The following is a 26,085-nucleotide window of genomic DNA, read 5'->3' on the forward strand; positions in this document are numbered from 1 at the left end:
AAGCGCTATGCTTGGCACCTAGCAGCAACAGAAGCGCGTCGGTGACCTATCGGCTCGCCATGCCTTATGGCAGCGGTTACCAACCTTCTCGCAGGCCGGGGAGTGTTCACACAAGGGATGAGGCTATGGTTCAAGTTCGCAAACTGGTGTTAGCAATAGCGGCCGCCTCGGCGCTGTCCTCCGGTATGGCGCAGGCGTTGCAGCTTGGGGAGATGACCCTCAAGTCGAAGCTGAACCAGCCGTTGTCGGTGGAAATTGAATTGCTCGATGTCGGTGGCCTCACCGCTTCCGAGATCACGCCGAGCCTGGCGTCATCCCAGGCGTTTGTGGATGCAGGCGTGGATCGCCAGGCGTTTCTCAATGACCTGACCTTCACCCCGGTGATCAACCCGAATGGCCGCAGCGTGGTGCGTGTCACCTCCAGCAAGCCGTTGCCGGATTCCTACGTACGGTTCCTGCTGCAGGTGCAATGGCCCAATGGCCGCCTGATGCGTGACTACAGCGTATTGCTCGACCCGGCCAAGTTTGATCAGCCTGCACTGACCGCCGCTGCGCCCGCGCCTCGCTTGTCTGCGCCGGCCAGCACTGCGCCCGCCATAAGTAAGCCGGCGCAGCACACCACTACGCCCCACGACACGCTGTGGGAAATCGCCGAGAAGCACCGCAATGGTGGTTCGGTGCAGCAGACGATGCTGGCCATCCAGGCGCTCAACCCCGGCGCCTTTATCGACGGCAATATCAATCGCCTGAAAACCGGCCAGGTCCTGCGCCTGCCGGACACCGTACAAAGCACCGCATTGCCCCAGCCTCAGGCCATTGCCGAAGTCACCGCGCAGAACAGCGCCTGGCGCAAGGGCCGTCGCACTGCGGCGAATCAAGCGGCCGGCAAGCAGCAACTGGACGCCACCAAGCGCACCCAGGCGGGCAATGCACCGTCGAGTACCAACGCCAAGGACAACTTGAGCCTGGTCTCGGCCGATGCGGCCAAGAAGGGCGCGAAAGGCAAGGCCGGCGATGGTCAGGCCCTGAGCGACAAACTGGCGATGACCCAGGAACAACTGGATACCACCCGTCGCGATAACGACGAACTGAAAAGCCGCGCGGCCGATCTGCAAAGCCAGTTGGACAAGCTGCAAAAGCTGATTCAACTGAAAAACGATCAACTGGCCCGTTTGCAGGCTGACAAGGCTGATCCGGTCGCCCCGGCGACTGCCGCGACTGCCGCGATCTCCGCCCAGTTGGCAAGCGACCCGGCGGCGGCACCTGTCGCACCGGCAGCCGATGCGCCTGCGCCCCCCTCTGTAGCGCCAGCGCCAGAGCCGATCAAACCGGCTGCAGCGCCTGCTGGCAGTGAAGGCAAATTCAACGACCTGCTGACGAATCCGGTTGTCCTTTGGGTACTTGGCGGTGCAGCTTTATTGCTGGCGTTTTTGCTGCTGTTGTTGGGCGTGCGCCATCGTAACGCCCGCCGCGAAGACGAAAAGCATCTGCGTATGGCGCGGGCCCTGGCCGAAGAGCCGGAATTCAAATCGGATATTGACCACGACCTGCCGCCAGACAGCTTTGAAGGCCTGGAAGTGCCGCCGCCGAGCGTCAAGCTGGCCGCTGCGCCAGCGCCCGTCGTTGAGCCAGTCGTGATGCCGACCGTTGCGTCCGTGCTTGCACCGTTGGCAGTGGCTGTAAACCCGACCAATTCCAGTGACGCGCTGGCACAGGCACAGTCCCATATCGACCGTGGTCACTTAAACCAGGCCGCGGATGTATTGGAGCAAGCAATCAAGCACGAGCCCAAGCGCAGTGACCTGCGTTTGAAGCTGATGGAAGTCTACGGCCTGCAAAGCGACAAGGACGGCTTCGTCACCCAGGAGCGCCAACTGGTCGCCAATGGCGAGAACCATGCCCAGGTCGAGCAGCTCAAGTCGCGCTTCCCGGCCATGGCCGTGTTGGCAGCGGGTGTCAGTGCCGCCGTCGCCGCTGCGGCGTTGGACGCGCAATACGTGAAGGACCTGCTGGAAGACAAACCGGCAGCACCGGCCGCTGAAGCCGAGGCGCTCGACACCGACTTTGACCTGAGCCTGGATGACCTCGAGGCTGCTTCGCCGGCCAACCTGGAAGACGAGCTGAGTTTTGAGTCGGTGCTGCAACAGCAGACCGAAGCCAAGGCGAGCCCGGACGACCTGTCCGACTTCGATCTGGACATGCAGTTGGATGCACCGGCTTCTGCGCAATCGGACGACGACTTCCTTTCCGGTCTTGAGGACCAGATGAAGGATGTGCCGGCGGTCGAACCACCGACCCTGACGCCTGCCGCGCTGGATGACTTCGATCTGCCGGAAGACTTTGACCTGTCCCTGGCCGATGAGCCGGACGCTCCGGCTGCCGCCAAGCCCGACGCGTTCGCTTCGGAACTGGATGACGTCAACGCCGAGTTGGACCGCCTGTCCCAGAGCTTGGAGAGTCCGCCCATCGAGCCTACCTTCACCGCTGAAGATGCAGCGCTGGGTGGCGACGAGCCGGAATTCGATTTCCTCTCCGGTACCAATGAAGTGGCGACCAAGCTCGATTTGGCGCAAGCCTATATCGACATGGGCGATGCGGACGGCGCACGGGATATCCTTTCCGAGGTTTTGACGGAAGGTAACGACGGCCAGCGCAGCGAAGCCAAGGAAATGCTCGGCAAAATCTGAAGATCGACGCCAATCCAAATGTGGGAGCGGACTTGTGTGGGAGTGGGCTTGCTCCCGATTGCGCTGAGACAGTCAGCGTAAATGTTGAATGAAAGACCATCGGGAGCAAGCGCACTCCCACACAAGCCCGCTCCCACATTGGTTCACCGCAACAAAAGCGCCCCTCACATGTCCTCCGCCTTTATAATGGCCGCCTTTGCGCAACTCATCAGGCTCTCAGTTCTTGGCAAATATAGATAACGCGGCCGCCGAATTGGCGGCCGCAGGCTTTTACCGAATCGCCCTGGGCGTGGAATACAAAGGCTCGCGGTACCGCGGCTGGCAGCGCCAGGCGTCGGGGGTGCTGACCGTGCAGGAAACCCTGGAGAAGGCCCTGTCGAAAGTCGCCGACTCCCCGGTGTCGCTGATGTGCGCCGGGCGTACCGACGCTGGCGTGCACGCCTGTGGCCAGGTTGTGCACTTCGACACCCAGGCCGAACGATCGATGAAAGCGTGGGTGATGGGCGCAAATATCAATTTGCCCCATGACGTCAGCGTCAGCTGGGCCAAGGTCATGCCTGCGGACTTTCATGCGCGCTTCAAGGCTATCGCCCGGCGTTATCGCTATGTGATCTATAACGACCAGATCCGCCCAGCGCACCTCAACGAAGAAATTACCTGGAACCACCGCCCGCTGGATGCCGAGCGCATGGCCGAGGCCGCGCAGCATCTGGTCGGGGTCCATGATTTCAGCGCGTTCCGTGCCGGCCAGTGCCAGGCCAAGTCGCCGATCAAGGAAGTCCACCACCTGCGGGTGACCCGCCACGGCAAGATGATCGTGCTGGATATCCGCGCCGGGGCGTTCCTGCATCACATGGTACGAAACATTGCCGGGGTGCTGATGACCATCGGTACCGGCGAACGTCCGGTGGAATGGGCCAAGGAAGTGTTGGAGAGCCGGGTTCGCCGCACCGGTGGCGTCACGGCGCATCCATTCGGCCTGTACTTGGTGGATGTGGAGTACCGCGACGAGTTCGAGCTGCCGGAACGCTTCATCGGGCCACACTTCCTCACAGGTTTCAGCGAACTTGGCGGCTGACGCCCGGAAAAGCTTTTGTTACCATCCGGGGCTTTCTCGGTCCAAACCCTGAGGTCTCTACGACATGTCAGCCGTTCGCAGCAAGATTTGCGGGATTACCCGCATAGAAGACGCGCTGGTGGCAGTCGAGGCCGGGGCAGATGCCATTGGTTTTGTGTTTTATGCCAAGAGCCCGCGGGCGGTGAATGTGTTGCAGGCGCGGGCAATCATTGCCGCATTGCCACCGTTCGTGACCACCGTGGGTTTGTTCGTCAATGCCAGTCGCTGCGAGCTCAACGAAACCCTCGATGCCGTGCAACTGGACATGCTGCAGTTCCACGGCGACGAATCCCCGGATGAATGCGAAAGCTATCAACGCCCGTATATCAAGGCGTTGCGGGTCAAGGCCGGCGACGACATCGCCGGTGCCTGCGCTGCCTACAGCAGCGCGCGCGGGATCTTGCTCGACACCTATGTCGAAGGTGTACCTGGCGGCACGGGCGAAGCATTCGATTGGTCGCTGATCCCCGCGGGGCTGAGCAAGCCGATCATCCTTGCGGGTGGGCTTAATCCCGGGAATGTCGGGGCGGCCATCGAGCAGGTTCGGCCGTATGCCGTGGATGTCAGTGGCGGGGTAGAGCAGGGCAAGGGCATCAAGGATCACGGCAAGATTCGCGCATTCATGCAGGCCGTGCGCAACAGCAGTGGCGCGATGTGACGGCTGGCAGTCTGCCGCCGTCCATAACTACCACTGTGTAAAACAGCCCGGCGCCGCCTGTGGGTGGCCCGGAAACGAAGTGGCAACCCTGCGCTGGCAGGTTGTCTGGAAGGCTGAGGATGCAGGCTGGAAATGGCAGGTCGAAGGTCTGACCCCGTCCAGCATGCGTCATCGCCACATATGAATTTAGCTCAAGGGCATACGCGGGGCTGTGTTCAAGCCACCGGTACTGGAGAAAGAAAGCATGAGCAACTGGTTAGTAGACAAACTGATCCCTTCGATCATGCGTTCCGAGGTGAAGAAAAGCTCGGTTCCTGAAGGTCTGTGGCACAAGTGCCCATCCTGCGACGCGGTGCTGTACCGCCCCGAGCTGGAAAAGACCCTGGATGTTTGCCCCAAGTGCAACCACCACATGCGTATCGGCGCCCGCGCCCGCATCGACATCTTCCTCGACGCCGATGGCCGTAACGAGCTGGGCGCTGACCTGGAGCCGGTTGACCGTCTCAAGTTCCGCGACGGCAAGAAGTACAAGGACCGCCTGACCGCTGCGCAGAAGCAGACCGGCGAGAAAGACGCGCTGATTTCCGTCAGCGGCAAGCTGTTGGGCATGCCGGTGGTGGTGTCGGCGTTTGAGTTCTCGTTCATGGGTGGCTCCATGGGCGCCATCGTCGGTGAGCGTTTCGTACGTGCCGCCAACTACGCCCTGGAAAACCGTTGCCCGATGATCTGCTTCGCCGCCTCCGGTGGCGCGCGTATGCAGGAAGCCCTGATTTCCCTGATGCAAATGGCCAAGACCTCTGCGGTACTGGCGCGTCTGCGCGAAGAAGGCATCCCGTTCATCTCCGTGCTGACCGACCCGGTCTACGGCGGCGTTTCCGCCAGTCTCGCGATGCTGGGTGACGTGATCGTCGGCGAGCCGAAAGCCCTGATCGGCTTTGCCGGCCCGCGCGTGATCGAACAGACCGTGCGCGAAAAACTGCCGGAAGGCTTCCAGCGCAGCGAGTTCCTGCTGGAGCACGGCGCTATCGACATGATCCTCGCCCGCAGTGAGCTGCGTCCACGGCTGGGTAGCCTGCTGGCGCAAATGATGGGCCTGCCGACACCGGTTTACGTCGCGCCTAAAATCGAGCCAATCGTTGTGCCGCCGGTGCCTGCAAACCTATGACCCAACGGACCCTGGGCGAATGGCTCGCCTACCTTGAGCAGTTGCATCCATCAGCCATCGATATGGGCCTGGAGCGCTCGCAACAGGTAGCGGCCCGCCTCGGGTTGGGCAGGCCGGCACCGCGTGTAATCACGGTGACCGGCACCAACGGCAAAGGCTCGACCTGTGCATTTGTCGCCGCGTTGCTGCAAGCCCAGGGGCTGAGCGTCGGCGTATACAACTCGCCACACCTGCTGCGCTACAACGAGCGGGTGCAGCTCAATGGGGTCGAAGCCACTGACGAGCAGTTGTGCGAAGCCTTCGCTGCACTGGATGTCGGGCGCGGCGAGATTTCCCTGACTTATTTCGAGATGGGCACCCTGGCGGCGTTCTGGCTGTTCGAGCGTGCGCAACTGGATGTGGTCGTATTGGAGGTTGGCCTGGGTGGGCGTCTGGACACGGTCAACGTGGTGGATGCCGACCTGGCGCTGGTTACCAGTATTGGCGTCGACCATACCGACTACCTGGGCGATACCCGCGAATCCGTGGCCTATGAAAAGGCCGGGATCTTCCGCCAGGGCAAACCAGCGCTGTGCGGTGACCTGGACCCGCCGCATACCTTGCTCGACAAGGTGCGCGAGCTCGATTGCCCGTTTTTCCTGCGTGGCCGCGAATTCAATCTCGAGATAAGCGAGCAGTACTGGCAATGGCGTGGGCGTAATACGCGTGGTCAGGTTGTTGAGCTGCGTGATCTGCCGCTCTTGAACCTGCCGATGGAAAACGCCGCGCTCGCCTTGCAAGCTTATCTGTTGTTGGATCTGCCGTGGCATGCGGAGCAGATTGCCGCGACATTGCTCGCTACGCGGGTAGTCGGGCGCCTCGACCGTCGTGCCTTCGATTGGAACGGCAAGCGCTTGAACCTGCTGCTGGATGTAGGGCACAACCCTCATGCTGCCGAGTATTTGGCGCAACGCCTGTCGCGCACGCCGCCGGTTGGGCGTCGCCTGGCGGTGTTCGGGCTGCTGGCCGACAAGGATCTGGAGGGAGTGGTTGCGCCGTTGCTGGGGAATGTCCAGGCTTGGGCGGTTGCACCCCTGGATTCGCCGCGCAGCCGTCCGGCTGTTGAGCTTGAGCTGGCCTTGCAGAACCTTGGAGCGTCCGTGGCGTCGTATGCAAGCGTCACTGCCGCCCTGGAGGCGCAGTGCGCGGTTGCCACGCCCGATGACGAGATTCTGTTGTTCGGATCATTTTATTGTGTTGCCGAGGCGCTTGAATGGTTGGCCCGGCGCTCCACGGAGGAAGCTGCACATGGCATTACTGGATAGCGCATACAAGCAGCGAATGGTCGGAGCCCTGGTTCTGGTGGCATTGGCGGTGATTTTCCTGCCAATGCTGTTTCCCCGGCAGGACGAACAGCGCCAAGTGGTCGTTGAAGCCCCGGCAGCGCCTCAGGCGCCGGCGGTGCCTCAGGTGCAGGTTGAGCCGGTGGTGGTTCCTGAACCACAGGTACTGCCTGAAGAAGAGCCTGTGCCGACCGATGAAGAAGTCGCTGCGCAGCAGGCGCCTTCGATGCCGGTACAGCCGAGCATACCGGTGGTCAAGCCAGCGCCTGCGGTGACTGCCAAGCCTGCCGCCCCGGCACCTGCGCCCAAGCCGGTCGTGCCGCAACCTGCCGCACCGGGAAAGCCGGACGTCGGTCAGAGTCGTATCGACCCGAATGGCTTGCCGATCAGTTGGTCGATCCAGCTCGCCAGCCTGGCTAACCGCGAAAGCGCCGAAGCCTTGCAGAAAAAGCTGCGTGCTCAGGGTTACAACGCCTATATCCGCACGGCTGATGGCAAGAACCGCGTGTTTATCGGGCCGCTGATCGAGCGCGCCGAGGCCGACCGCCTGCGCGACTTGCTGGGCCGGCAGCAGAACCTCAACGGTTTTGTGGTGCGTTTCCAGCCTGAACGCGGCTGATTTAGCGTCGATTTCAGCTTGGAATGCAGTCAAGTGTGGGAGGGAGCAAGCCCCTCCCACATTGCTTTGCGCTGGGTTGAAATGTGCGTGGCTCGCCACAATCTATTGATTTGCATAGCACTCGCAATCACCGCTTACCGATAGCCCGGCGCTCTGCTAAAATGCGCCGCCTTATCTGTCCGTAGGCTGAAACGTGCCATTTACCTGGGTTGATTGGGCGATCGTTGCAATCGTCGCCATCTCCGCTTTGATCAGTCTAAGCCGCGGCTTCGTAAAAGAAGCACTGTCGTTGCTGACCTGGATCATCGCAGGAGTCGTAGCCTGGATGTTCGGCGGTTCACTGTCGGTTTACTTGGCCGGATATATCGAAACACCTTCGGCTCGCGTCATCGCGGGCTGCGCAATCATGTTCATCGCCACGCTGCTGGTGGGGGCAATGATCAATTATCTTATTGGCGAGTTGATACGTGTTACCGGTCTCTCCGGGACCGATCGATTTCTCGGCATGGTCTTCGGCGCCGCGCGTGGCGCGTTGCTGGTGGTTGTGGCGGTCGGGCTATTGAGCCTGGGGCCGGTACAGCAGGATTCGTGGTGGCAAGAGTCGGTACTCGTGCCAAAATTTCTATTGGTTGCAGACTGGTCCAAAAACCTCATTTTGGGGTGGAGCAGTCAGTGGCTGGCCAGCGGAATCAGCGTACCCGCTGATCTTCCGTTCAAGGAACACCTCTTGCCGGCCAAAACGCCTCAGTAAGCTGTGTTCAGTCAAGATTCATTAAGTAGGGGTTGCGTCGCATGTGTGGCATCGTCGGTATCGTCGGTAAGTCGAACGTCAATCAGGCGCTGTATGACGCGCTAACCGTCCTCCAGCACCGCGGCCAGGACGCTGCCGGTATTGTGACCAGCCACGACGGCCGGTTATTCCTGCGCAAGGACAATGGCCTGGTGCGTGACGTGTTTCATCAGCGTCACATGCAGCGCCTCGTCGGGCACATGGGCATTGGCCATGTGCGTTACCCGACTGCCGGTAGCTCGACTTCGGCCGAAGCTCAACCGTTTTACGTCAACTCGCCTTACGGCATTACCTTGGCGCACAACGGCAACCTGACCAACGTTGAACAGCTGGCCAAGGAGATTTACGAATCTGACCTGCGCCACGTCAACACTAACTCAGACTCCGAAGTGCTGCTGAACGTGTTCGCGCACGAACTGGCCCAGCGCGGCAAGCTGCAGCCGACTGAAGAGGACGTGTTCGCGGCCGTGATTGACGTACACAACCGTTGCGTGGGTGGTTACGCCGTCGTGGCAATGATCACCGGCTACGGCATCGTCGGTTTCCGCGACCCGCACGGCATCCGCCCGATCGTGTTCGGCCAGCGTCATACCGACGAAGGTGTCGAGTACATGATCGCGTCCGAAAGCGTGTCCCTGGACGTACTGGGCTTCACCCTGATCCGCGACCTGGCGCCGGGCGAAGCTGTTTACATCACTGAAGACGGCAAGCTGCACACCCGTCAGTGTGCTGTTGCCCCGAAACTCACCCCGTGCATCTTCGAACACGTCTACCTGGCACGTCCGGATTCGATCATCGACGGTGTTTCGGTGTACAAGGCGCGCCTGCGCATGGGTGAGAAGCTCGCCGATAAAATTCTGCGCGAGCGTCCTGAGCATGACATCGACGTGGTGATCCCGATCCCGGACACCAGCCGTACCGCTGCGCTGGAGTTGGCCAACCACCTGGGCGTCAAGTTCCGCGAAGGCTTCGTGAAGAACCGCTACATTGGCCGCACCTTCATCATGCCGGGCCAGGCAGCACGTAAGAAGTCGGTGCGCCAGAAGCTCAACGCCATCGAGCTGGAATTTCGCGGCAAGAACGTGATGCTGGTGGATGACTCCATCGTACGCGGCACCACTTGCAAGCAGATCATCCAGATGGCCCGTGAAGCCGGCGCGAAGAACGTGTACTTCTGCTCCGCTGCGCCTGCCGTGCGTTACCCGAACGTGTACGGTATCGACATGCCGAGCGCTCACGAACTGATCGCCCACAACCGTACAACGCAGGACGTGGCTGACCTGATCGGCGCAGACTGGCTGATCTACCAGGACCTGCCGGACCTGATCGAAGCGGTCGGCGGTGGCAAGATCAAAATCGACCAGTTCGACTGCGCCGTGTTCGACGGCAAGTATGTCACTGGTGATGTCGATGAGGCCTACCTGAACAAAATCGAGCAGGCGCGCAACGACTCATCGAAGATCAAGACCCAGGCGGTCAGTGCGATCATCGATCTGTATAACAACTGAGTAAATACCGGCCCTGAGGGGCCGGTTTTGTATCTTAAATAAAGAATTTGAGTAAGGAGTCGCAGCATGAGTCAGGAATGGGATGCCGGTCGGTTGGACAGCGACCTCGATGGCGTAGCTTTCGATACCCTGGCTGTGCGCGCCGGCCAGCACCGCACCCCGGAAGGTGAGCACGGTGACCCGATGTTCTTCACCTCCAGCTATGTGTTCCGTACTGCCGCCGACGCCGCTGCGCGCTTTGCCGGTGAAGTACCGGGCAACGTCTATTCGCGCTACACCAACCCGACTGTGCGTGCGTTCGAAGAGCGCATCGCTGCGCTGGAAGGCGCTGAGCAAGCGGTGGCGACGGCCACTGGCATGGCGGCGATCCTGGCCGTGGTGATGAGCCTGTGCAGTGCCGGCGACCACGTGCTGGTGTCGCGCAGCGTGTTTGGTTCGACCATCAGCCTGTTCGAGAAGTATTTCAAACGCTTTGGCATCGAAGTGGACTACGTACCCCTGGCGGACTTGTCCGGCTGGGACGCGGCGATCAAGGCCAACACCAAGCTGTTGTTCGTCGAGTCGCCGTCCAATCCGCTGGCCGAACTGGTGGATATCGCTGCGTTGTCCAAAGTGGCGCACGCCAAGGGCACGATGCTCATAGTCGACAACTGCTTCTGCACCCCGGCGTTGCAGCAGCCGTTGAAGCTGGGCGCGGATATCGTCGTGCACTCGGCGACCAAGTTCATCGACGGTCAAGGCCGTTGCATGGGCGGTGTGGTGGCGGGTCGCAGCGAGCAGATGAAGGAAGTGGTGGGCTTCTTGCGTACCGCCGGCCCGACTCTGAGCCCGTTCAACGCCTGGATCTTCCTTAAAGGCTTGGAAACCCTCAGCCTGCGCATGAAGGCCCATTGCGCCAACGCCCAGGCCCTGGCCGAGTGGTTGGAGCAGCAGGACGGCATCCAGAAGGTGCACTACGCCGGCCTAAAGAGCCATCCGCAACACGAGTTGGCCCAGCGCCAGCAGCGTGGTTTCGGTGCCGTGGTGAGCTTCGAGGTGAAGGGGGGCAAAGAGGGCGCCTGGCGCTTTATCGATGCGACGCGCCTGATCTCCATTACCGCCAACCTGGGTGACAGCAAAACGACTATTACCCACCCGAGCACCACCTCCCACGGCCGTTTGGCGCCGCAGGAGCGTGAAGCAGCGGGTATCCGTGACAGCCTGATCCGCGTTGCGGTGGGCCTGGAGGACGTTGCCGACTTGCAGGCAGACTTGGCCCGCGGGCTGGCGGCCTTGTGATCGAGTGGTCCATGGAGGCCGCAACGGCCAGTAATGGGCGCGTAGCGCTGGTGACGGGTGCAGCCCGGGGCATTGGCCTCGGGATCGCGGCGTGGCTGGTCAGCGAAGGCTGGCAAGTGGTGTTGACCGACCTGGACCGCGAGCGTGGCTCCAAGGTGTCCAAGGTGCTGGGCGACAACGCCTGGTTTATCACCATGGACGTGGCCGACGAGAAACAAGTCGCCCAAGGCGTTGCCGAGGTGCTGGGGCAATTCGGGCGCCTGGACGCGTTGGTGTGTAATGCAGCGGTGGCCGATCCTCGCAATACCACTCTGGAAAGCCTCGACCTGGCTTACTGGAATCGAGTGTTGGCAGTGAACCTCAGTGGGCCGATGCTGCTGGCCAAGCACTGTGCGCCGTACCTGCGTGCCCACGGTGGCGCCATCGTCAACCTGGCGTCGACTCGGGCCCGTCAATCGGAGCCGGACACCGAGGCCTACGCGGCGAGCAAGGGTGGCCTGCTGGCCCTTACACACGCGTTGGCGATGAGCCTTGGGCCGGAAGTGCGGGTCAATGCCGTCAGTCCTGGCTGGATCGATGCACGTGATCCTGCCGCACGGCGTGCCGAGCCTTTGACCGATGCTGATCATGCCCAGCATCCTGCTGGCAGGGTAGGCACCGTGGAGGATGTGGCGGCGATGGTGGCGTGGTTGTTGTCGCGCCAGGCCGGGTTTGTCACCGGCCAGGAGTTTGTCGTGGACGGTGGCATGAGCAAGAAGATGATTTACAGCGAGTAGGGCAGGTAGCCGTCTTGAAGCAATTTTGTCTTTTTCAGAAAAACTTCAAGCAGGCTATTGACTTAGGTCTGCTACCTGCGTAAATTTCGCGGCCTCAACGAAGCAAAGGGTGATTAGCTCAGCTGGGAGAGCATCTGCCTTACAAGCAGAGGGTCGGCGGTTCGATCCCGTCATCACCCACCACTTCTTGAGAGTTTTGCCCCTGGGCAAGACGCAACGTTAAAGGTTGCACCGACGCGCAGCGGTAGTTCAGTCGGTTAGAATACCGGCCTGTCACGCCGGGGGTCGCGGGTTCGAGTCCCGTCCGCTGCGCCATATTTTCCAGGTCTGACGTGTCAGGCTTGAGATTGAACAGCCAAGGCTGATTGATCAGATGTTTAAAGACGGTTGAGGGTTTACGCTCAACCGGTCAAGCGATACGCAGCGGTAGTTCAGTCGGTTAGAATACCGGCCTGTCACGCCGGGGGTCGCGGGTTCGAGTCCCGTCCGCTGCGCCATATCTGCTTTAAGGCCCACTGAACGCCTTGGAGCACAAAGAAAGCCTCTGGCTACTTTGACCCGATAGCAAAGACCCTGGTCGAAAGACCGGGGTTTTTTGTTTCTGCGATTTGATATCGAGACCTGTCGTAGTCGGCTTGCCGGCGATGGCATCATCAAGATCTCCATCGCCGGCAAGCCGGCTCCTGCAGTTTTTAAAATCCCAACTTATCCCGCAGCCCGTAGTACCAAGCCCCCAGCGCCGCAAATGGCGTACGCAGCAGTTGCCCACCCGGGAACGGGTAGTGCGGCAGGTCGGCAAACGCATCAAAACGCTCCGCCTGGCCTCTCAATGCTTCCGCCAGAACCTTGCCCGCCAGATGGGTGTACGTCACGCCATGGCCGCTGCAGCCCTGCGAGTAGTAGATGTTGTCGCCCAGGCGACCGACTTGTGGCAAGCGCGACAGTGTCAGCAGGAAATTGCCGGTCCAGGCGTAGTCGATTTTCACATCCTTGAGTTGTGGGAAGGCCTTGAGCATCTTCGGCCGGATGATCGCCTCAATGTTTGCGGGGTCCCGTGCGCCATACACCACGCCGCCGCCGAAGATCAGGCGCTTGTCGCTGGTAAGGCGGTAGTAGTCGAGCAGGTAGTTGCAGTCTTCGACGCAGTAATCCTGTGGCAGCAGCGTCTTCGCCAACTCATCGCCCAAAGGCGCAGTGGTGATGACCTGCGTGCCGCATGGCATCGACTTGGCCGCCAATTCCGGCATTAGGTTCCCCAGGTAGGCATTACCTGCGACGATGATGAACTTGGCCCTGACCTTGCCCTCGGCCGTATGCACCACCGGGTTGGCGCCGCGCTCGATGCGCAGCGCCGCCGATTGCTCATAGATCGTGCCGCCCAGGGATTCCACCGCAGCCGCTTCACCCAGCGCCAAGTTCAGCGGGTGAATATGCCCGCCGCTCATGTCCAGCAGGCCGCCGACATAATTGTCACAGGCCACTACTTCGCGGATACGGCGTTCGTCCAGCAGCTCCAGCTGCGTATGGCCGTAGCGCTCCCACAGTCGCTTCTGCGACTCCAGGTGGCCCATATGTTTGCTGTTGAGCGCAGCGAACACGCCGCCGTCCTTCAAGTCGCACTGGATTTGGTACTTGGCCACTCGCTCGCGAATGATCCTGCCGCCCTCAAATGCCATCTCCCCGAGCAATTGCGCCTGCTTGGGGCCGACGCTACGCTCGATCACATCGATGTCGCGGCTGTAGCTGTTGACGATCTGCCCGCCATTACGGCCCGACGCGCCGAAACCTACCTTGGCGGCTTCCAGCACCGTCACGCGAAAACCGTTCTCCAGCAGAAACAGCGCGCTGGAAAGGCCGGTATAGCCGGCGCCAATCACGCACACATCGGTTTCGACGTCGTCTTGCAATACTGGGCGAGGCGGAACCGCATTGGCGGATGCGGCGTAATACGACTGGGGGTAGGGGGTGTTCGCCATCCTGGAACCTCTGTTTTATATTTTTTACGAGTGTCCCGATCCTACCTGAGTTAAAAATTGCCTGCCAGCCACCCGAAATCCACGGGTGCACCCGGCGCTAATAAATAATTCGCATATTCATAGGGTTAGCTGCAAAAAAGATGTTGACACCCTTTCGGAATTCCGTAGAATGCCGCCTCACAGCAGGCACGTAGCTCAGTTGGTTAGAGCACCACCTTGACATGGTGGGGGTCGTTGGTTCGAGTCCAATCGCGCCTACCAAACAAAATCCGCTCTGCTGGGCGGTCTAGAAGGGCTCACCGAAAGGTGGGCCCTTTTTTGTTGCCTGCAATTTGCAAAACTTTTGCAAAGCCTTCACTCAAGACGCCCGTTCAGGCTGGAGTTACTTTTTCTTTCCGCCGCTCGGTGGGTTTTTCGAAGTAGGACTTTTGTCTTTTTCTTTCACCGTTTCCCTTGGCCGTTTCTCTGCCTCTTTCTGAGTCACGTACTCTCCTGTAACAGCGTCACGATATCTTGTCGGCATTGCTCATTCCTGAATAGACGTCGCCACACCAGCGACTCAATCGAGGCTAGCTCACAGGCTTGCGCAGGCAAGTTTCAAGCATTACGAGGCATTACAAAGGTATCGTCCGGCGGAAGGCCGCACTCCGGCGAGCGGGCAGTTAGCGACCGCTTGCATTGACGCTATGGGCTCCGCCTGACGGATCAGCAGAAAAGCGAAGCCACCGATAGCAGGCAGATTATTTGGACAATCATCTGGCAGCGTATTTCACCATTCGTTGTCGCCATACCCATTTGTCCGGCGTACATAGAGGCTACCTCATCTCGGCAAAACTGCCGTGAGCAATACGCAAAAGCGCGCAGGTGCTTTATTGAGTATAGGTCCTAAACAGAATTCTTCACTGTTGAGCTTTCCCTGTGCGATTAAGCACACTCTGGCCCGACATTTGAATTCAATACCGGGAGACAGCGATGGAGTTGAAAATGGAAGTGTCATTCGACGTGACGGCAGAGGAACGTGAGGCCATCCTCAAGCCGTTGAGGGCGTATAACCTCAGCCATACCGGTGACATGGCGTTCGAAACCGTGGGAATACTGTTGCGCGACCCCGTCACTCAAGAGGTGGTAGGGGGGCTTTACGGGAAAATTTCCTACGGCTGGATGTTCATTGAGCTATTGAGCATCCCGGACGAGATGCGCACACGGGGCGCCGGCACACGTCTGATGAACGCTGCTGAGGACCTGGCCAGGCAAAGGGGTTGTGGCGGTATATGGCTGGATACCTTCAGCTTTCAGGCGCCGGGTTTTTATCGGAAATTGGGCTTCAGTGAATTTGGCCACATCGCGGATTACCCGGCCGGCCATCAGCGCCACTTTTTCCAGAAGTGCTTGGCCTGAATCCTTGTTCGGCGCCGGATCATCCGGCGCCAATCACCCACAAAATTTATTGGTTTGCAGCAACAATTTTTCTTGTTGGACACTCCCCGTCCCCAGGCAGCAAAGTTGCCGCCACTGACGCTCGACCTTCCGGGTCAACAATAAAAAAACCGAGCCGACTGCACGCCACTTTCAAGCTGTGAGCCTTTGTTCACATCCTGCTGTAATGGCGCCGCAGCGCGCACTAAAGGACCTCACCGCCATGCAAACTGTTGTGAACCTATGGCCACTGATCGGTGTGCTTGTGATCGTGGTTGGCTTCGTATTGCGCTTCAATCCGCTGTTGGTGGTCACCGCCGCCGCCATCGCCACCGGGCTTGCAGCCCATTTCCCGCTGGAAAAAATTCTCGCCACCATGGGTGATGGTTTCCTTCAGACCCGCGCCCTGCAATTGATCCTGTTATTACCCCTCGCGGTAATTGGCTTGTTGGAACGCCACGGCTTGCGTCTGCATGCGCAGAATTGGATCGCGCGTTTCGAGCGCGCCACCGTCGGACGCTTGCTGATCATCTACCTGTTTGTGCGTGAGTCCACGGCCGCCATGGGGCTGACCAGCCTGGGCGGGCACCCGCAGATGGTGCGGCCGCTGTTGGCGCCAATGGCCGAGGGTGCGGCGGAAAAACGTTACGGCAAACTGCCAGACAAGCTGCGCCACAAGGTATTGGCCATGTGCGCCGCTACCGATAACGTTGGGCTGTTTTTCGGGGAGGACATCTTTGTTGCCTTTGGTGCGATTGCGTTGATGCATACCTTCCTGCTGGGCTCCGGGATTGATGTGGAACCGCTGCACATTGCGGTGTGGGGCATTCCGACGGCGATTTGCGCCTTCATCATCCACGCTATTCGCCTGCATCGGTTTGATCGTAGATTGACGCGCGAGATGACCCCCGTCGCCACTCCGGTGGAGGCCGCACAATGATTATTTCCATTCAATACCTGTACTGGCTGGCCGGTGTGTTGCTGCTGATCACCGCCGGCATGATTGTGATGGACCGTACCCACCCCAAACGCTGGTCCAGTGCGCTGTTCTGGTTGCTGTTCGCGATTCCGTTCCTGGTGGGAGAGCGCTTGCCATCGGTGGCGATCGGCGCGGGCGTGGTAGTGATGGCGTTGATCGCAGGGTTGGGCGGCGTCGGCCGTGGTACCCATGCCGAATTGCACGTCAAGGCTTCGCGCGCCAGTGCCGGTCGATTGGGTCACAAGCTGTTTATCCCGGCACTCGCCATTCCGCTGACGACGGTGATTGGCTCGGTATTGCTCAAGCACACCGAGATCGGCGGCGTTCCGTTACTGGACCCGAAAAACACCACCTTTGTCTCCCTCGGTATTGGCTGCCTGATCGCCCTCGGCCTGGCCTGCTGGCTGACCCGCGATACCCCGGTGCAAGCCTTGCGCGAATCCCGCCGCCTGACCGAAGCCCTTGGCTGGGCCATGGTGTTGCCGCAGATGCTGGCGATGCTTGGACTGCTGTTCAATGAAGCCGGGGTGGGCACGGCCGTTGCCCATGTCACCACCACCTACATCAACCTGGATTACAAGTTGGTGGCGGTGATGGTTTATGTACTTGGCATGGCCTTGTTTACTGTAATCATGGGTAATGGCTTCGCCGCGTTCCCGGTGATGACCGGAGGCGTCGGCGTGCCGGTGCTGGTGGGCATCTACGGCGGCAACCCAGCGGTGATGGCGGCAATCGGCATGTTCTCCGGCTACTGCGGAACGCTGATGACGCCGATGGCAGCCAACTTCAATATTGTGCCGGCCGCGTTGCTGGAACTGCCGGACAAGAACGCTGTGATCAAGGCGCAGTTGCCGACTGCGTTGATGATGCTGGTAGTCAATATTGTGCTGCTTTATCTGTTGATGTGAGGCCAGGATGCGAATTGTATTGCTGACGGGTTTCGAGCCCTTCGATCAAGATTTGGTGAACTCCTCCTGGGAGGCCGTGCGCCAGTTGGATGGCATGCAACTAGGCGACGATGTGCGGATTGTCGCGCGCCGACTGCCCTGTGCTTTTGCCACCGCAGGCGAGTGCTTGGCCCAGATGATTGCCGAGTTGCAGCCGGCGATGGTCATTGCTACCGGCTTGGGCCCAGGACGTAGCGACATTTCCATCGAGCGGGTGGCGATCAACGTCAACGATGCACGCATCCCCGATAACCTCGGGGAGCAACCGATTGATACAGCGGTCGTGGTTGACGGCCCGGCCGCTTACTTCACGACGTTGCCGATCAAGGCCATGGTCAAGGCTGTGCGAGAGGCGGGCATTGCAGCGTCGGTGTCGCAGACGGCGGGGACGTTTGTGTGCAATCAGGTGTTTTACCTATTGCAGCATGCGCTGACAGGCTCTGGTGTGCGCAGTGGGTTTATCCATGTGCCAGGCCTGCCGGAGCAGGCGGTTACTTCAGGGCAACCATCGATGGCGTTGGCGACGTTGGTTGATGGTTTGCGGATAGCGGTAATGGCGGCATGGGGGACCAAGGTGGATGTGGCGCAAACCGGTGGGCAGGTCAGCTGAACCTGCCGGGACTGCGTTAGCCGGTCAACAGCCGCGTCAGGCCGAAGGTGATGGCGCAGGCCAGTCCGGTCATTGCGAACGCAGTGGCTACGTACCATTTGATGAGATTCAGCTCTGTCGTCGCCAGATCTGCTCTGGTGGCGAAGTGCTTTTCAACGGTGGAGGAGTGCTTTTCCATTGCGTCTGCCCTGCTCGAAACGGCGAATAGCGTCTCTCTCATTTCAGTCAGCCCCTTTTCCAGTAAACCCAATCGTTTTTCCATGCCTGAACCTCCGTCATTAACTCCACCGGCTCTGCCTTGAGCCGGTATGTTCAGCGTGCTCGCCCCGCCGAAGCGATAGTGTTTTTTCTCCAAAGCATGACACCTGTCTTAAACAATATGAGTGAGTGCTTGGGAAGTAAGAATAGTGGGAGTCCGGATCAAAAGTGACAGACAAACTTTTGCAAAATAACACCAAGGTTCTGCCCTGCGGTTTTCAGTCCTCTCGCCGTGGAAAGAACAGCTCAAAACACGTCACGCCGCCATCACTGGTGACGCCATGGCGACCGTCATGCAGTTGCATGATGGTCGCCACGATCGACAGCCCCAGCCCATTGGACTGAGCCGAGCGCTCCCTTGATTCATCTACTCGGTAAAACCGTTCGAACAGCCTTGGCAAGTGCTCGGCTGGAATGGTGTCGCCTGTGTTGCTGACGCTCAGATAGATACCCTCGGCACTTGGAATCGCCTGGATCATCAGCTTGGAACCTGGAGCCCCATACTTGATGGCATTTGCACACAGGTTGGCCAGCGCCCTGCGCAGCAGCATCGGTTCAGCCCAGATCACGCCTTCGCCCTCGGCAAAAATGTGCATGTCTACATCACTCGCCGGCCCTTCAAAGTAATCGGCCATGCGTTCCACTTCATCTGCCGCGCTCAGTTCCTGACGTTGGCGCAGGGCGCTGGCCGGATCGGTGCGGGCGAGGAACAGCATGTTGTCGAGCATCCGCGCCAGGCGTTCGAGTTCTTCGACGTTGGAGGCCAACAGCTGCTGGTAGCTCTCGATGCTGCGGCTTTGTTGCAGGGCGACCTGGGTTTCCCCTAGCAGGTTGTTGATGGGCGTGCGCAGTTCGTGGGCCATGTCGGTGGACACCTGGCCCAGTTGCACAAAGCCCTTGGCCAGGCGCTCCAGCATGGTGTTGAAGGAGTCGATCATGGGCAGCAATTCTTTGGGCGCGCCATGGCTGTCGAGTCGTTCGGCGAGGTTGCCAATACCGATGCCTTGGGCGTGTTCGGCCAGGCGCCGCAGCGGCAGCAGTCCACGGTGCACCAGCAGGTAACCCACCACCGCAAGGATGATTGCAGCGATGCTGGCCAGGATATAAACGCTTAAGCGGTAGCTGGCGAGCATGGCGGTGCGTTCGGTCATCAGTCGGCCGGTGGTAACTTGCAGGCTGCCCAGGTCGCCGGAGTCGATGGAGGCTGCCACTGCGGCGAAGGGCACGCCTTTTATGCCGGGCAAGTGGTGCACGTCGGTCAGCGCCAAGGAATAGTCTTTGGGCACGGGAGTGACGGATGGCATGTCGATGTTGCCCGGGTTGACCTCCAGCAACGGCTTCTGCCCAGGCGCAGCAATGCTCAGGACGGACTCGCGGTTGCCCAGCATGTTCTGGAACAGCTCCGGCTTGGTCTTGATCAAGTCCAGGGTATTGCTGTCATTGAGCAGGTTGCGCAATTGGTCGATGCGATAGATCAGCGCGGCGTCGTCACGCATGATCAGCTCGCGCTCCAGCTCGCGGTACAGCGCCACGCCCAGAGTCGCCAGCAGCGCGAAAGCGAGCAAGGCGAAGATCAACGCCAGGCGCAGGGTCAGGGAGTGATGGCGACGACTCATGGCTGAGTATCGAAGCGGTAGCCGATGCCTCGCACGCTGTGTATCAGCTTGAGCTGGAACGGGTCGTCGATTTTCAGGCGCAGGCGCCGTACGGCCACGTCCACCACATTGGTGTCGCTGTCGAAGTTCATGTTCCAGACCCGCGAGGCGATCATCGAGCGGGACAACACTTGATCCTGGTGCGTGGCGAACAGGTGCAGCAAGGCGAACTCTTTATTGGTCAGGGTAATGCGCGTATCGGCGCGGGTGACGCGGCGTTTCAGTACGTCGATTTGCAGGTCGGCGATCTGCAGCTGTTCTTCTTCCCGGCTCGGGCCACGGCGGGTCAGGGTGCGCAGGCGCGCGACCAGCTCGGCGAAGGAGAAGGGTTTGATCAGGTAATCGTCGGCGCCCAGTTCCAGGCCCTTGATGCGGTCGGCGATGTCATCGCGGGCGGTGAGGAACAGCACCGGTGTGTCCGCCTCTTTGCGCAGGCGCCGCAGCACTTCCCAGCCGTCCATTTTTGGCATCATCACATCCAGCACGATCACGTCGAAAGGCGTTTGCAGGGCCTGGTGCAAACCGTCCACGCCATCACGGGCGAGGCTCACGGAGTAGCCCAGTTCCTGCAGGCCGTTGAGCAGGTAGTTGCCGGCCTTGGGTTCGTCTTCGACTACGAGGATGTTCATGGCAAGTGCCCTGGTTCGATGCGTGGCGCAAGTGTAGCCCGATCAATTGTCGTTGGCGCAGCCGATGCCCTGGACCAGGTAGTCCAGCACGTGTTGGCGGCCCTGGTGGTCCAGGTAGTTGAGTTGCGCCGGGACGATCCCGCATTGGCCGTAGGTGTCGGTACTCAACAGCACCTTGGCGACGTCCAGGTGCACATAGAAGCCGGTTTTGTCGTGGATCACGTTGGTGGCAGGAGTTGTATCGGCGGCAAACACAGAGCCGGTGGCGAGCAAAGCGGCAAAGCCGAGGGTAAACAGTTTCATGACGGTATCTCTATTTAAGGTGGACCAGGTCTTGGCGGTGAGTTCACAGTAACCAGGCGACCCGAACAGCCAACCAACAGGTTGATGACAAGTTTGTAATGAAGGCGTTAACGCTGGCGACCGGACTATTCGTGAAATGCGTAGGATATTTCCCAGGTGTGGTGCACTGAGACCGGTCCAGCTATCCGCTCCTATCGTTTACAAGCGCCGGAGTGATCCGTAGATTGCTCGGGCCTTTCATTTATCTCCGCCCGCGAGGAAGCCACGCAGTGTCCATCCGAGGTTCAGCTGTTTTTGCCCAACGTTACCGCGCCTTCCTGTTCGATATGGATGGGACCCTGCTCAACTCTATTGCCGCCGCCGAGCGGGTGTGGGGCATATGGGCTGAACGCCACGGCCTGGATGTGTCGGCTTTTTTGAAGACTATTCATGGCGCCCGGGCGATCGATACCATTACGCGCCAGGCCTTGTCCGGCGTTGATCCCGAGGTGGAGGCGCGGTGGATCACCGAGGCTGAGATCAACGATGTCGAGGGTGTTGTCGCGATTCCCGGCGCCGCCGCGTTCTTGAACCGCTTGCCCAGTGATCAATGGGCGTTGGTTACGTCCGCTCCCAGGGAGTTGGCGCTGCGGCGTTTGCGAGCGGCCGGTATCAGCCCGCCGGCGGTATGGGTGACGGCAGAGGACGTGGCCAATGGCAAGCCTGACCCCGCCTGCTATGTACTCGGCGCACAGCGACTGGGCGTACCGGTGCAGGACTGTCTGGTGTTTGAAGATGCGACGGTCGGCATTCGAGCGGGAGAGGCGGCGGGGGCGGATGTGATCGTCGTGACCGCGACGCACATGGCCCCCATGGAGACTGAGCACGCTACGATCGACGGGTATGAGCAGTTGCAAGTCCAGCGCGACGCTGAAGGCTTGCTGCAGTTGCGCAGGCCAGTGGCCTGATACAAAAAGGCCGAGTCCTTTACCGGTCTCGGCCTTCTTTGCAGGTCGTCGTTACGTCAGGCAATGCCTGCCGCCGACTGCTCCTCACTCCCTGACGGGACAACACCATCTCCTTGAGAATTTCGCTGGCAAGCCGTGCGATTGCTTCGCCGCCGCGATAGTGCGCACGCACGATTCCGGTAATCGCAAAATGGTCGGTTTCCGGGCTGCTGAGAATGGCGGAGAGGGTGCCGTCAGCATGCAGTTCGCAGGTAATCTTGTAGCTGGGCAGGCGTGCTGCCAGTGCCGATTCGATTTGGGATTTGCTGAGGGAGTCCATCTACTTTAACGCCTATCACTGACCGTGCAAGCCCAAGCATAGGTCTTGCTGCGGGGCTGTAAATACCGGCGATCAGATAGCCAGTCACTGCGCATTAGCGTGTAACTTTCTGGTGCGTTCGGTGAGTGGCTCGCTGGCACAGTTTACGCTGGATGGCTGACTGGATCGGCTTGAGGCAGAACACAAACAGGTAAGCGCCCAGTAACAATGCCAGGTCCAGCCACGAAGGAGCATCGCTCGCGTTTGCCCCTACAATTTCGAACCTCACACCATATTCCAGCCCGGCAAAGATCAGCCCGATCAGCAGGGCGATCATCCAGGAGTAGGTGACAAAACGTTGTATGGAGGTGCGCGTCATCGACGTGCTCCTGAGTGCGCTCAGTGGGCGGTGGAGTGCGTTCAGGAGGTTTGGCTGCAAAGCATGCGACAAGTTCCAGGCGTGAGAACAGTTTCATCTTCGGGCGAAGATGAAGAAGCAGGACGCCTTGGGCACGAAAAACGCGAGCAGACCAAAGGAGTTTTCGCCAGCCGTCACAGTGAACGAAAGGGCTGGCTACTGAGGGTGCTTCAAGGAGTCTGGTTTTTGTCCGGAGCGGTCAGGCCGGCCTGGATGCGCTGGTAGATCTCCTCGCGATGCACGGCAACGTCCTTGGGTGCGTTGATGCCGATTCTTACTTGCTGGCCGCTGACGCCCAGGATGGTGATCGTAATGTCATCACCGATGTTTATGCTTTCACCAACTTTGCGGGTGAGTATAAGCATGGACTTCTCCTTGATTACTTTTAAGGACACATGTTCAGACAGGGCAGGTGTCGGATGTGTGTAGCTTACTGCTAAGCGCTTCCCTGTGACTGCCTCTTTTAGGACGCATAGAGGCGACATTAATTCCCATGCCGGCATCATACAGGTCTGCGATACATCATTCGCATTGTTTAAGCCAATGTTTATGACGGCCAGAATAGACAGTGAATGATAAAGTTGCCTCTTTATCCTTAAAGGAGCAGGGCAGTGCGTAAAGTAGCGATGGCAATTGCGGTGTTGGCATTGGCCGGTTGCGGTGAAGGTAAACCTGTCGATGCGCCCAAGGCGAAGCCTGCCGTGACCGAAAGCCAGCCACAAACCGGCGCAATTGCTGCCCAGGAATGGGACGTGTGGGTAGGCCCACCGGACCACAAGCTGCAGGCAATCACCGACCTAACTGCCTGGCTGCTGGAGCATGGTTTCAATTTTTATATCGTGAAGGAAGACGGCAAGAACGAAGTGCTGTTGGGGCCGTTTGCGACCAAGGCCGAGGCGCAAGCCAAGCAGGCCTTGCTTACGGAAAAGATGGCCAGGGCCAAGAAAAACGACACTATCTCAGAGGTTATCGAGCATAAAACTGCCCGGTAACCAGCAGGGGGAGGGGAGCATGCCGATTGCTCCCGCCCGTTTTCAACCGCAGGCTTTCAGGTTCACCGGGCCTACAAACTCATTGCCACGTCCCATCACGCAGGCCACGGTCTGGTTGCGTTGTCGCTCCCAGGTTTGTACCGGGTAGGTCTTGTTCCAGGCTTCATACAGCTGGCGATCCTGTTTCGACAGGCGTAACCCGTACTGTTTACTCATATAAAAATACGTACGGGCAATCATCCCGCGAATCGACGGGCGCGGCATGACCTTCTTGGCCTTGAAGTCGACTTGGGTCAAGCATGATCCGTACTGCCCGCTTTGCACTGGCAGCCAGCCAAAGCTGAAGTTATTACGATCCCCATTGACCTCGCCGATGCTCGGCACGAGGTTGTGCAGGTCTGCTTCGGCGCGCTTGTACACGGCATCATTGCGCGTGCAGTTCTTGCGCCCGCCGTCCTGCCAGCACTGGCGTTGATGCCCGATCTGCCAGGCCGGAACAATGTGTTCCCATTCGATGCGCGCCGCGCGGTTGGCGTTTTTGCGGGGGACATAACCGCAGGCTTTCAAGTCCACGCGGTTACCGGTGTATTTGCAGCCGCAATAGAACTCGGTGGATTGCGGGGCGTAAAGTTTCCAGGCGATTTTTTTGGCTTCGCTGAACGTTCGAGGTGCCTGGGCGTGGGCGGTGACGGTAAAAAGCACACAAAACACAGCAATGAAACGGACACTCATTGAATCAATCTTCCTTCGGCACAACCCAGAATATCTGCACACCGCCGTCATCCCGATAGGCGAGGGTGACGTTGTCGTTCTCCGCAATTTCTTCCAGCAACTGCGCCCAATCATCCTCCGGCTCATCCGGTAAACGGAAGATCAAGGCGGCCTTGTTTTTTTGGGCGTTGGTCGAGTTGATGATTTTTTGCACACGAATACCCAGGCGTGCATAGGCATCAGGCGGGGTGGGGACTGCTGAAGCGGACTTTGTCACGGAGTATTCCTTAGTAAGCTGTACGTGCATACAGTATTTAACTGTAGGCGATTTCGCAACTGCTTAATATTCAAGAAGTCCGTCTGACAGCGTTTTAGGAGGATTGGTGTAGGGCGGGGAGGATTTTATTGCGGGTTCCGAGGAGGTAGAGGCGGGCTGAGCCCGTCCCTACCAGGATGTCAGCTGGAATCAGTATTCCCAGAACATCCGTTGCAGCTCTTTGCTGTCCTGGGTCTTGGTCAGGGCAACCATCGCCAGAATCCGCGCTTTCTGCGGGTTCAGGTCGTGGGCTGCAACCCAGTCGTACTTGTCGTCAGGCTGTTCGGCGTTGCGCAGTACGAAACCACCGGCATTCACGTGGGACGAGCGAATGATCTGCACGCCTTGCTTGCGCAGTTCCTGCAGGGCAGGGACGACTTTTGACGACACCGAGCCATTGCCGGTCCCGGCGTAGATGATGGCTTTGGCGCCAGCTTGGGCCAGGGCCTTGGCGGCGGTGTCGCTCACGTTGCCGTAGCCGTAGGCAATTTCGACATCTGGCAGGCTTTTGATGGTTTTGATATCAAATTCAGAATCCATGGTGTGACGCTTGGCCGGCAGGCGGAACCAGTAGGATTTGCCTTCAACTACCATGCCCAGTGGGCCCCATGGGCTCTTGAACGCTTCGGTCTTGATGTTGATCATCTTGCTGACATCGCGACCCGACTGGATCTCGTCGTTCATGGTCACCAGTACGCCTTTGCCACGCGCGTCTTTGCTACCGGCCACGGCGACAGCGTTGTACAGGTTGAGCATGCCGTCAGCCGACATGGCGGTGCCTGGACGCATGGAGCCTACCACTACGATTGGCTTGTCGGTTTTTTCCACCAGGTTCAGGAAGTAGGCGGTTTCTTCCAAGGTGTCAGTACCGTGAGTGATCACGATGCCGTCCACGTTCTTGTCGTCGGCCAGTTCGGCAACGCGGCGACCCAGTTGCAGCAGGTTTTCGTTGTTGATGCTTTCGGACGCAATTTGCATTACTTGCTCGCCGCGTACATTGGCGATCTGGCTAAGCTCAGGAACACCGGCGATCAATTGTTCGATGCCGACTTTGGCCGCCTGGTAGGTAGCGCTGTTGGCCGCACTGGCGCCAGCGCCGGCAATGGTGCCGCCGGTAGCGAGGATCACCACGTTGGACAGTTTGGTCTTGGTTTCAACTTCCTTTGCCTGGACGGCAACAGGGAACAGCAGCAGGAGGGCTAACGCGCCCGGAACGAAGGTTTTCAGTGCAGATTTCATTATTTTTCTCTCTGGTTTTTGATGAGTGCTGGTGCAGGTTCATCTAGAGCGCCCGGGCGGTTCTGAACGCCACGAGGTGCCGAGGAGGGAGCAGGATTTGTACCAGTCTGATTTTGTCTACTGATATAAATTAAACTATTGATTTAAAACAACTTATATTGATCTATCGGTTTGGAGGGGCGAGCCGTTGTCCGGCTTTCCGAACGGCGGGGTGGTAACGCGTTCGGTTGTCCGAAAACAATGACGAGATATCCGTGGGCCATGTGTGACACGGCCGCAGTGGCCTGTCGTTTTAGAGAACGACCGGGCAGGGCGGATGTTTAAGATCGCAACCGGCCCGGTGCGAGGGCAGGGGCTAGAGGGGGCTGGAGGAAAGGCTGTGTTCTACCGTTGACAAATCCCGACGAGGTTCTCATAGTTTGAATAACGCAAACGTTTGCGAGTTGTTTCACGGGTTGCTCCCTGAGTGTC

The 26,085-nt window shown here is 59.3% G+C and carries 27 protein-coding genes and 4 tRNA genes; 20 read left to right on the top strand and 11 right to left on the bottom strand.

What is annotated here, in order from left to right; translation table 11 throughout:
- Positions 1 to 125: 125 nt before the first annotated feature.
- From ACR52_RS00050 to ACR52_RS00110, 13 genes are all read left to right on the top strand, one after another.
- The gene (locus ACR52_RS00050) at positions 126 to 2,687 is read left to right on the top strand and encodes a FimV/HubP family polar landmark protein (RefSeq protein ID WP_048718914.1); all 2,562 of its coding nucleotides are present in this window, start codon (positions 126 to 128) and stop codon (positions 2,685 to 2,687) included.
- A 253-nt stretch (positions 2,688 to 2,940) separates the two neighbouring features.
- Positions 2,941 to 3,765, top strand: a complete 825-nt coding sequence (gene truA / locus ACR52_RS00055; RefSeq protein WP_048720447.1) for a tRNA pseudouridine(38-40) synthase TruA — start codon at positions 2,941 to 2,943, stop codon at positions 3,763 to 3,765.
- A 64-nt stretch (positions 3,766 to 3,829) separates the two neighbouring features.
- Positions 3,830 to 4,462: a phosphoribosylanthranilate isomerase gene (locus tag ACR52_RS00060; RefSeq protein ID WP_048718916.1), complete on the top strand. Its 633-nt coding sequence runs from the start codon at positions 3,830 to 3,832 to the stop codon at positions 4,460 to 4,462.
- A 244-nt stretch (positions 4,463 to 4,706) separates the two neighbouring features.
- Positions 4,707 to 5,627, top strand: coding sequence for an acetyl-CoA carboxylase, carboxyltransferase subunit beta (accD, locus tag ACR52_RS00065; protein ID WP_048718918.1), 921 nt, complete (start codon positions 4,707 to 4,709; stop codon positions 5,625 to 5,627).
- Entirely contained in the window at positions 5,624 to 6,931 is a 1,308-nt protein-coding gene (gene folC, locus ACR52_RS00070) for a bifunctional tetrahydrofolate synthase/dihydrofolate synthase (protein ID WP_048718921.1), read from the top strand. Before accD ends, folC begins: the two co-directional genes overlap by 4 nt.
- Positions 6,915 to 7,568 carry an SPOR domain-containing protein gene (locus tag ACR52_RS00075; RefSeq protein WP_048718923.1) on the top strand — a complete coding sequence of 218 codons (654 nt, stop codon included), beginning with the start codon at positions 6,915 to 6,917 and terminating at the stop codon, positions 7,566 to 7,568. Before folC ends, ACR52_RS00075 begins: the two co-directional genes overlap by 17 nt.
- A gap of 193 nt (positions 7,569 to 7,761) precedes the next feature.
- Complete coding sequence (locus tag ACR52_RS00080) at positions 7,762 to 8,319, top strand: CvpA family protein (RefSeq protein ID WP_048718925.1); 558 nt, start codon at positions 7,762 to 7,764, stop codon at positions 8,317 to 8,319.
- Between the two features lie 41 nt (positions 8,320 to 8,360).
- Positions 8,361 to 9,866, top strand: coding sequence for an amidophosphoribosyltransferase (gene purF / locus ACR52_RS00085; protein ID WP_048718927.1), 1,506 nt, complete (start codon positions 8,361 to 8,363; stop codon positions 9,864 to 9,866).
- Between the two features lie 66 nt (positions 9,867 to 9,932).
- Positions 9,933 to 11,144 carry an O-succinylhomoserine sulfhydrylase gene (locus ACR52_RS00090; RefSeq protein ID WP_048718929.1) on the top strand — a complete coding sequence of 404 codons (1,212 nt, stop codon included), beginning with the start codon at positions 9,933 to 9,935 and terminating at the stop codon, positions 11,142 to 11,144.
- Positions 11,145 to 11,155: 11 nt separating this feature from the next.
- Positions 11,156 to 11,920 (top strand): SDR family oxidoreductase, encoded by a 765-nt coding sequence (locus ACR52_RS00095; protein ID WP_048718931.1) that lies wholly within the window; start codon positions 11,156 to 11,158, stop codon positions 11,918 to 11,920.
- A gap of 107 nt (positions 11,921 to 12,027) precedes the next feature.
- A tRNA-Val gene (locus ACR52_RS00100) sits at positions 12,028 to 12,103 on the top strand.
- A gap of 55 nt (positions 12,104 to 12,158) precedes the next feature.
- A tRNA-Asp gene (locus tag ACR52_RS00105) sits at positions 12,159 to 12,235 on the top strand.
- A 105-nt stretch (positions 12,236 to 12,340) separates the two neighbouring features.
- Positions 12,341 to 12,417, top strand: a tRNA-Asp gene (locus ACR52_RS00110).
- 195 nt (positions 12,418 to 12,612) lie between these two features.
- Here ACR52_RS00110 and ACR52_RS00115 read toward each other — a convergent pair.
- The gene (locus ACR52_RS00115; RefSeq protein ID WP_048718933.1) at positions 12,613 to 13,896 is read right to left on the bottom strand and encodes an NAD(P)/FAD-dependent oxidoreductase; all 1,284 of its coding nucleotides are present in this window, start codon (positions 13,894 to 13,896) and stop codon (positions 12,613 to 12,615) included.
- 184 nt (positions 13,897 to 14,080) lie between these two features.
- Here ACR52_RS00115 and ACR52_RS00120 point away from each other — a divergent pair.
- From ACR52_RS00120 to pcp, 5 genes are all read left to right on the top strand, one after another.
- Positions 14,081 to 14,157, top strand: a tRNA-Val gene (locus ACR52_RS00120).
- Positions 14,158 to 14,868: 711 nt separating this feature from the next.
- A complete protein-coding gene (locus ACR52_RS00125) occupies positions 14,869 to 15,294 on the top strand; it encodes a GNAT family N-acetyltransferase (protein WP_048718936.1) in 426 nt (141 codons plus the stop codon).
- A 241-nt stretch (positions 15,295 to 15,535) separates the two neighbouring features.
- On the top strand, positions 15,536 to 16,252 hold the full coding sequence (locus ACR52_RS00130) for a DUF969 domain-containing protein (RefSeq protein ID WP_048718938.1): 717 nt from the start codon (positions 15,536 to 15,538) through the stop codon (positions 16,250 to 16,252).
- Positions 16,249 to 17,199: a DUF979 domain-containing protein gene (locus ACR52_RS00135; protein WP_048718941.1), complete on the top strand. Its 951-nt coding sequence runs from the start codon at positions 16,249 to 16,251 to the stop codon at positions 17,197 to 17,199. The genes ACR52_RS00130 and ACR52_RS00135 overlap by 4 nt, the downstream gene beginning before the upstream one ends.
- A 7-nt stretch (positions 17,200 to 17,206) precedes the next feature.
- Positions 17,207 to 17,848, top strand: a complete 642-nt coding sequence (pcp, locus tag ACR52_RS00140; RefSeq protein WP_048718942.1) for a pyroglutamyl-peptidase I — start codon at positions 17,207 to 17,209, stop codon at positions 17,846 to 17,848.
- Between the two features lie 16 nt (positions 17,849 to 17,864).
- On the opposite strand, the gene ACR52_RS00145 is transcribed toward pcp, so the two are convergent.
- The 4 genes from ACR52_RS00145 to ACR52_RS00160 form a co-directional block, all read right to left on the bottom strand.
- Positions 17,865 to 18,110: a hypothetical protein gene (locus tag ACR52_RS00145; RefSeq protein WP_048718946.1), complete on the bottom strand. Its 246-nt coding sequence runs from the start codon at positions 18,108 to 18,110 to the stop codon at positions 17,865 to 17,867.
- 214 nt (positions 18,111 to 18,324) lie between these two features.
- On the bottom strand, positions 18,325 to 19,722 hold the full coding sequence (locus tag ACR52_RS00150; protein ID WP_048718947.1) for a heavy metal sensor histidine kinase: 1,398 nt from the start codon (positions 19,720 to 19,722) through the stop codon (positions 18,325 to 18,327).
- Positions 19,719 to 20,390: a heavy metal response regulator transcription factor gene (locus tag ACR52_RS00155; protein ID WP_048718950.1), complete on the bottom strand. Its 672-nt coding sequence runs from the start codon at positions 20,388 to 20,390 to the stop codon at positions 19,719 to 19,721. The genes ACR52_RS00150 and ACR52_RS00155 overlap by 4 nt, the downstream gene beginning before the upstream one ends.
- A 42-nt stretch (positions 20,391 to 20,432) precedes the next feature.
- Positions 20,433 to 20,693: a DUF2790 domain-containing protein gene (locus ACR52_RS00160; RefSeq protein WP_048718952.1), complete on the bottom strand. Its 261-nt coding sequence runs from the start codon at positions 20,691 to 20,693 to the stop codon at positions 20,433 to 20,435.
- 269 nt (positions 20,694 to 20,962) lie between these two features.
- On the opposite strand from ACR52_RS00160, the gene ACR52_RS00165 reads away from it, so the two are divergent.
- Entirely contained in the window at positions 20,963 to 21,640 is a 678-nt protein-coding gene (locus ACR52_RS00165) for an HAD family hydrolase (RefSeq protein ID WP_048718954.1), read from the top strand.
- 19 nt (positions 21,641 to 21,659) lie between these two features.
- Here the strand turns inward: ACR52_RS00165 and ACR52_RS00170 are convergent, their stop codons facing one another.
- The 3 genes from ACR52_RS00170 to csrA all read right to left on the bottom strand — a co-directional run bounded on the left by ACR52_RS00170 (position 21,660) and on the right by csrA (position 22,721).
- Complete coding sequence (locus tag ACR52_RS00170; protein ID WP_048718957.1) at positions 21,660 to 21,959, bottom strand: hypothetical protein; 300 nt, start codon at positions 21,957 to 21,959, stop codon at positions 21,660 to 21,662.
- A gap of 94 nt (positions 21,960 to 22,053) precedes the next feature.
- Positions 22,054 to 22,317: a hypothetical protein gene (locus ACR52_RS00175; RefSeq protein ID WP_048718960.1), complete on the bottom strand. Its 264-nt coding sequence runs from the start codon at positions 22,315 to 22,317 to the stop codon at positions 22,054 to 22,056.
- Positions 22,318 to 22,526: 209 nt separating this feature from the next.
- Positions 22,527 to 22,721, bottom strand: coding sequence for a carbon storage regulator CsrA (csrA, locus tag ACR52_RS00180; RefSeq protein ID WP_003192511.1), 195 nt, complete (start codon positions 22,719 to 22,721; stop codon positions 22,527 to 22,529).
- 261 nt (positions 22,722 to 22,982) lie between these two features.
- Here csrA and ACR52_RS00185 point away from each other — a divergent pair, with 261 nt between their 5' ends.
- The gene (locus ACR52_RS00185; RefSeq protein WP_048718973.1) at positions 22,983 to 23,348 is read left to right on the top strand and encodes an SPOR domain-containing protein; all 366 of its coding nucleotides are present in this window, start codon (positions 22,983 to 22,985) and stop codon (positions 23,346 to 23,348) included.
- Positions 23,349 to 23,390: 42 nt separating this feature from the next.
- On the opposite strand, the gene ACR52_RS00190 is transcribed toward ACR52_RS00185, so the two are convergent.
- From ACR52_RS00190 to ACR52_RS00200, 3 genes are all read right to left on the bottom strand, one after another.
- Positions 23,391 to 24,080, bottom strand: coding sequence for an endonuclease (locus ACR52_RS00190; protein WP_048718976.1), 690 nt, complete (start codon positions 24,078 to 24,080; stop codon positions 23,391 to 23,393).
- A 4-nt stretch (positions 24,081 to 24,084) separates the two neighbouring features.
- Entirely contained in the window at positions 24,085 to 24,336 is a 252-nt protein-coding gene (locus ACR52_RS00195; protein WP_173439159.1) for a DUF1654 domain-containing protein, read from the bottom strand.
- 189 nt (positions 24,337 to 24,525) lie between these two features.
- Positions 24,526 to 25,614, bottom strand: coding sequence for an asparaginase (locus ACR52_RS00200; RefSeq protein WP_048718981.1), 1,089 nt, complete (start codon positions 25,612 to 25,614; stop codon positions 24,526 to 24,528).
- Between the last annotated feature and the right edge of the window lie 471 nt (positions 25,615 to 26,085).

Origin of the sequence: Pseudomonas fildesensis (genome assembly GCF_001050345.1) — a bacterium.
Lineage (GTDB): Bacteria > Pseudomonadota > Gammaproteobacteria > Pseudomonadales > Pseudomonadaceae > Aquipseudomonas > Aquipseudomonas fildesensis.

Bases quoted from the DNA above. Each gene is read 5' to 3' on its own strand.
- ACR52_RS00050 (WP_048718914.1), top strand. From the start codon at position 126: ATGGTTCAAGTTCGCAAACTGGTGTTAGCAATAGCGGCCGCCTCGGCG.
- ACR52_RS00060 (WP_048718916.1), top strand. From the start codon at position 3,830: ATGTCAGCCGTTCGCAGCAAGATTTGCGGGATTACCCGCATAGAAGAC.
- accD (WP_048718918.1), top strand. From the start codon at position 4,707: ATGAGCAACTGGTTAGTAGACAAACTGATCCCTTCGATCATGCGTTCC.
- folC (WP_048718921.1), top strand. From the start codon at position 5,624: ATGACCCAACGGACCCTGGGCGAATGGCTCGCCTACCTTGAGCAGTTG.
- ACR52_RS00075 (WP_048718923.1), top strand. From the start codon at position 6,915: ATGGCATTACTGGATAGCGCATACAAGCAGCGAATGGTCGGAGCCCTG.
- purF (WP_048718927.1), top strand. From the start codon at position 8,361: ATGTGTGGCATCGTCGGTATCGTCGGTAAGTCGAACGTCAATCAGGCG.
- ACR52_RS00090 (WP_048718929.1), top strand. From the start codon at position 9,933: ATGAGTCAGGAATGGGATGCCGGTCGGTTGGACAGCGACCTCGATGGC.
- ACR52_RS00095 (WP_048718931.1), top strand. From the start codon at position 11,156: ATGGAGGCCGCAACGGCCAGTAATGGGCGCGTAGCGCTGGTGACGGGT.
- ACR52_RS00115 (WP_048718933.1), bottom strand. From the start codon at position 13,896: ATGGCGAACACCCCCTACCCCCAGTCGTATTACGCCGCATCCGCCAAT.
- ACR52_RS00125 (WP_048718936.1), top strand. From the start codon at position 14,869: ATGGAGTTGAAAATGGAAGTGTCATTCGACGTGACGGCAGAGGAACGT.
- ACR52_RS00130 (WP_048718938.1), top strand. From the start codon at position 15,536: ATGCAAACTGTTGTGAACCTATGGCCACTGATCGGTGTGCTTGTGATC.
- ACR52_RS00135 (WP_048718941.1), top strand. From the start codon at position 16,249: ATGATTATTTCCATTCAATACCTGTACTGGCTGGCCGGTGTGTTGCTG.
- pcp (WP_048718942.1), top strand. From the start codon at position 17,207: ATGCGAATTGTATTGCTGACGGGTTTCGAGCCCTTCGATCAAGATTTG.
- ACR52_RS00145 (WP_048718946.1), bottom strand. From the start codon at position 18,110: ATGGAAAAACGATTGGGTTTACTGGAAAAGGGGCTGACTGAAATGAGA.
- ACR52_RS00150 (WP_048718947.1), bottom strand. From the start codon at position 19,722: ATGAGTCGTCGCCATCACTCCCTGACCCTGCGCCTGGCGTTGATCTTC.
- ACR52_RS00155 (WP_048718950.1), bottom strand. From the start codon at position 20,390: ATGAACATCCTCGTAGTCGAAGACGAACCCAAGGCCGGCAACTACCTG.
- ACR52_RS00160 (WP_048718952.1), bottom strand. From the start codon at position 20,693: ATGAAACTGTTTACCCTCGGCTTTGCCGCTTTGCTCGCCACCGGCTCT.
- ACR52_RS00170 (WP_048718957.1), bottom strand. From the start codon at position 21,959: ATGGACTCCCTCAGCAAATCCCAAATCGAATCGGCACTGGCAGCACGC.
- ACR52_RS00175 (WP_048718960.1), bottom strand. From the start codon at position 22,317: ATGACGCGCACCTCCATACAACGTTTTGTCACCTACTCCTGGATGATC.
- csrA (WP_003192511.1), bottom strand. From the start codon at position 22,721: ATGCTTATACTCACCCGCAAAGTTGGTGAAAGCATAAACATCGGTGAT.
- ACR52_RS00185 (WP_048718973.1), top strand. From the start codon at position 22,983: ATGGCAATTGCGGTGTTGGCATTGGCCGGTTGCGGTGAAGGTAAACCT.
- ACR52_RS00190 (WP_048718976.1), bottom strand. From the start codon at position 24,080: ATGAGTGTCCGTTTCATTGCTGTGTTTTGTGTGCTTTTTACCGTCACC.
- ACR52_RS00200 (WP_048718981.1), bottom strand. From the start codon at position 25,614: ATGAAATCTGCACTGAAAACCTTCGTTCCGGGCGCGTTAGCCCTCCTG.